The 4,334-nt window shown below is 73.8% G+C and carries 1 protein-coding gene; it reads right to left on the bottom strand.

Annotated elements, in window-relative coordinates; all coding sequences use genetic code 11:
- The coding region (locus AC068A_RS37145) for an SDR family NAD(P)-dependent oxidoreductase (RefSeq protein WP_478590712.1) at positions 1-4,334 on the bottom strand (4,334 nt) is incomplete at both ends.

The following is a 4,334-nucleotide window of genomic DNA, read 5'->3' as shown; positions in this document are numbered from 1 at the left end:
GGGCGTCCGACAGCCGCTCCACGAGCAGCATGCCGACACCCTCACCCCAACCGGTGCCGTCCGCCGCAGCCGCGAACGCCTTGATCCGACCGTCCCCCGCCAGCCCCCGCTGACGGCTGAAGTCGATGAAGTTCTCGGGCGTCGACATGACCGTGACACCACCGGCGAGGGCCATGTCGCACTCGCCGCTGCGCAGCGCCTGGATCGCCCAGTGCAGGGCGACCAGCGACGACGAGCAGGCGGTGTCGACCGTCACCGCCGGGCCCTCGAGCCCGAAGACGTACGAGACGCGGCCGGACATGACGCTGCCCGCGTTGCCCGTGCCGACGTGGCCTTCCAGGCCGTCCTGCTCGCGGGTGATGAGGGAGAGGTAGTCCTGGCCGTTGGTGCCGACGAACACACCGGCGCGGCTTCCGCGCAGGCTGGTCGGGTCGATGCCGGCCCGCTCGAACGCCTCCCAGGAGGTTTCCAGCAGCAGCCGCTGCTGCGGGTCCATCGCGAGGGCCTCGCGCGGCGAGATGCCGAAGAAGCCGGCGTCGAAGTCCGCCGCTCCGGTGACGAATCCGCCCTCACGGGTGTACGAGGTCCCCGGCTGGTCCGGGTCGGGGCTGTAGAGGCGGTCGAGGTTCCAGCCGCGGTCGGCGGGGAATTCGGCGACCGCGTCCGTGCCGTCCGTGAGCAGCTGCCACAGGTCCTCGGGGGTCCGTACGCCGCCGGGGAAGCGGCAGCTCATCGCCACGATGGCGATCGGGTCGCCGTCGACGGCCGTGGCGGCGGGCAGCAGGGTGCCGGAGACGGGGACGCTGCCGACGAGCTCCTCGCGGAGGTGGGCGGCCAGCGCGGCGGACGTCGGGTAGTCGTAGACGATCGTGGCGGGCAGCCGCAGCTCGGTGGCCGTGCTCAGGCGGTTGCGGAGCTCGACGGCCGTCAGCGAGTCGAACCCGAGCTCCTTGAAGGCGCGCTCCGCGCCCACCGCGTCCGCGGTGCCGTGTCCGAGGACGGCGGCGACGTGCGTACGGACCAGGTCCAGCAGCTCCCGTTCCTGTTCGGCGGGCGCGAGTGCGGCGAGCCGTCCGGAGAGGGTGGCGGGGCTGTCCGCGTTCCCGGCGGCCCGGCCGGCGCGGGCTTCGGTCGCCGCGCGGGTAGCGCGTACCTCGCCGATCTCGCCGAACAGTTCGGTGCGGCGTACGGCGGTGTGGCCGGCGAGGTACCGGTCCCATGCAATGTCGGCCACGGTCAGGGCTGCGGTGTCGCCGGCGACTGCCTGGCGGAGGGCGCGGATCGCCGGCTGCGCCTCCATCGGAGGCACGCCGTCCCGGCGCATGCGGGCTTCGAGGGCCTGGTCGGCGGCCATGCCGCCGTCGGCCCACGGGCCCCAGGCGATCGAGGTCGCGGCCAGGCCCGCGGCCCGGCGCTGCTCGGCGAGGGCGTCCAGGTAGGCGTTGGCGGCGGCGTAGTTGGCCTGCCCGGCCGCACCGATGGTGCCGGTCATGGAGGAGAACAGCACGAACGCCGACAGCTCGATGCCGAGCTCGGCGGTCAGCTCGTGCAGGTGGAGCGCGGAGGTCGCCTTGGCACGCAGCACGCTCTCGAAACGCTCGGGCGTCAGGGCGTCCAGAACACCGTCGTCGAGGACACCGGCGGTGTGGACGACCGCGGTGAGGTGCTCGGCCTCGGCCTCCAGCACGGCACGGAGCGCGTCCCGGTCGGCGGCGTCACACGCCACGACCGACACCTCCACACCCAGCTCCGACAATTCCGCCGCCAGCTCGCCCGCACCCGGAGCATCCGCCCCCCGGCGGCTGGTCAGCACCAATCGCCCGGCACCGGCGCCGGCCAGCCAGCGGGCGACGTGACCGCCCAGAGCGCCGGTACCACCGGTCACGAGGACCGTCCCGGACGGCGACCATGGGCCGCCCTTCCCGGCGGCGGCCCGGACGAGCCGGCGCCCGAAGACACCCGACGACCGGACGGCGACCTGGTCCTCACCCGTCGCGCCGCCGGCCAGTACCCCGGCCAGCCGGCCCAGGGCCCGCTCGTCCCACACCTCGGGCAGGTCCACCAGACCACCCCAACGCCCGGGCAGCTCCAGAGCCGCCACCCGGCCCAGACCCCACACCTGGGCCTGAACCGCCGAGACGAGACGGTCCGAACGGCCCACGCTCACCGCACCACGGGTCAGACACCACAACGGCGCCTCCACCCCGGCATCACCCAGCCCCTGCACCAGAACAGCCGTGGCCACCACACCCGCAGCCTCATCCAGCGCAAGCAGCGACACCACACCCGCCACCGAACCGGCCGCCGAAACGGCCTCGGACAGCAGCCCTGCCAGCGCAGCACGGTCCGTACCCGCCTCGACCACGACCCGCCGGACCTCGGCGCCACGCCCGGCCAGCGCACTCACCAAGGAGTCGACCAGGGCGTCGTCAGCGCAGGCGTCGGGGACGACGGCGATCCACTCGCCGCCCGGCAGCTCGGACGACGCGGGTGCCGTCAGCGGCTTCCACTGCACCCGGTAGCGCCAGCCGTCGACCTGTTCCTGCTCCTGGTTCTGCCGGCGCCAGGCCGACAGGGCAGGGACGAACTCGCCGAAGCTCGCCTCGCCGTCCACCTCCAGCTCGGCCAGCAGGGCGGCCAGATCGCCGCGCTCGACCGCGTCCCAGAACCGGACGTCGACCGCATCGGCGACCCGGGTCGGGACGGTGCCGCCGTCCGACAGGGCCGTCTCCGGCCAGAACCGCTGCCGCTGGAAGGCGTACGTCGGCAGCGCGACCCGCTGCGTGCCCGTGCCGGCGAACAAGGCGGGCCAGTCCACCGCCACGCCCCGCACGAACGCCTGGGCCGCAGCGGTGACGGCGGTCTCCGCCTCGGCCCGCCCCGCGCGCAGGACCGGAACGAAGGCGACGTCGGCCGTGCCGGTCAGGCACTCCTGGGCGAGCGCGGACAGCACGCCGTCCGGCCCGAGCTCCACGTACGTCGTCACACCGGCGGCTTCCAGGGCGCGGATGCCGTCGAGGAACCGCACGGCCTCGCGGACGTGCCGCACCCAGAACTCGGCGGAGCCCATCTCGTCGGTGACGACGGAACCGGTCAGGTTGGAGACGACCGGAATCCGCGGCGCGGCGAAGGCCAGCCCCGCCACCACCTCACGGAAGTCGTCCAGCATGCCGTCCATGTGCGGCGAGTGGAAGGCGTGGCTGACGGCCAGCCGCTTGGTCTTCCGGCCCTGGGCCTGCAAGGCTTCCGCGATGGCGGCCGCCGCGTCCTCATCACCCGCGACCACGACCGACTCCGGACCGTTGACCGCGGCGATGCCCACCCGGCCGCCTCCGCCGATCAGCGGCAGGACCTCGTCCTCCGACCCCTGCACGGCGATCATCACGCCGCCGTCCGGCAGGGCCTGCATCAGTCGGCCGCGGGCCGCGACCAGCGCACAGGCGTCGTCCAGGGACAGCACACCCGCCACATGCGCAGCGGCGATCTCGCCGATGGAGTGGCCGGCCACGAAGTCAGGCTGCACGCCCCACGATTCAACGAGCCGGAACAGCGCCACCTCGACCGCGAAGAGCGCCGGCTGCGTGTACTCCGTCCGGTCCAGCACCGCCGCATCAGTGCCGAACAGGACGTCCTTCAGCGGCAGTTCGAGCTGGGAGTCGAACCGCGCGCAGACCTCGTCCAGGGCATCCGCGAACACCGGGAAGGCGTCGTACAGTTCGCGGCCCATGCCGAGGCGCTGGCTGCCCTGCCCCGTGAACAGGAAGGCCAGCCCGCCCTCCGATACGGTGCCCTGCACCAGGCCGGGCAGCTGTTCACCGGCGGCGAGGCCCCGCAGACCACCGAGGACCGCCTCACGGTTCGCGGCGTCCGCGACCAGGACCGCACGCGACGCGAACGCCGAGCGACCGGCGGAGAGGGAGTACGCGGTGTCGGCGGTGGCGACGTGCAGGCTCTCGGTCAGCCACGTCACGAGCCGCTCCGCCTGGGCGCGCAGCCCGGCCGCGCTCCTGCCCGTGACGACGAACGGCAGGACGGGCGCGGCGTCGGCGGCGCGGGGCTCGGGCGCCGTGTCGTCCCCGTCCTCGGCCGGCGCTTCCTCGATGATCGTGTGGGCGTTGGTGCCGCTCAGACCGAACGAGGAGATGCCGGCCCGGCGCGGTCGGTCGCTCTGCGGCCACGCCCGCTGCTCGGTCAGCAGTTCCACGTCACCTGCCGACCAGTCCACGTGCGGGGTCGGCGCGTCCACGTGCAGGGTCTGCGGCAGCAGCCCGTGCTGCATCGCCAGCACCATCTTGATCACACCGGCCACACCGGCAGCCGCCTGCGTGTGCCCG

The sequence above is a fragment of the Streptomyces sp. NPDC043854 genome (genome assembly GCF_056436005.1).
This window is presented reverse-complemented; position numbering and strand designations above follow the sequence as displayed.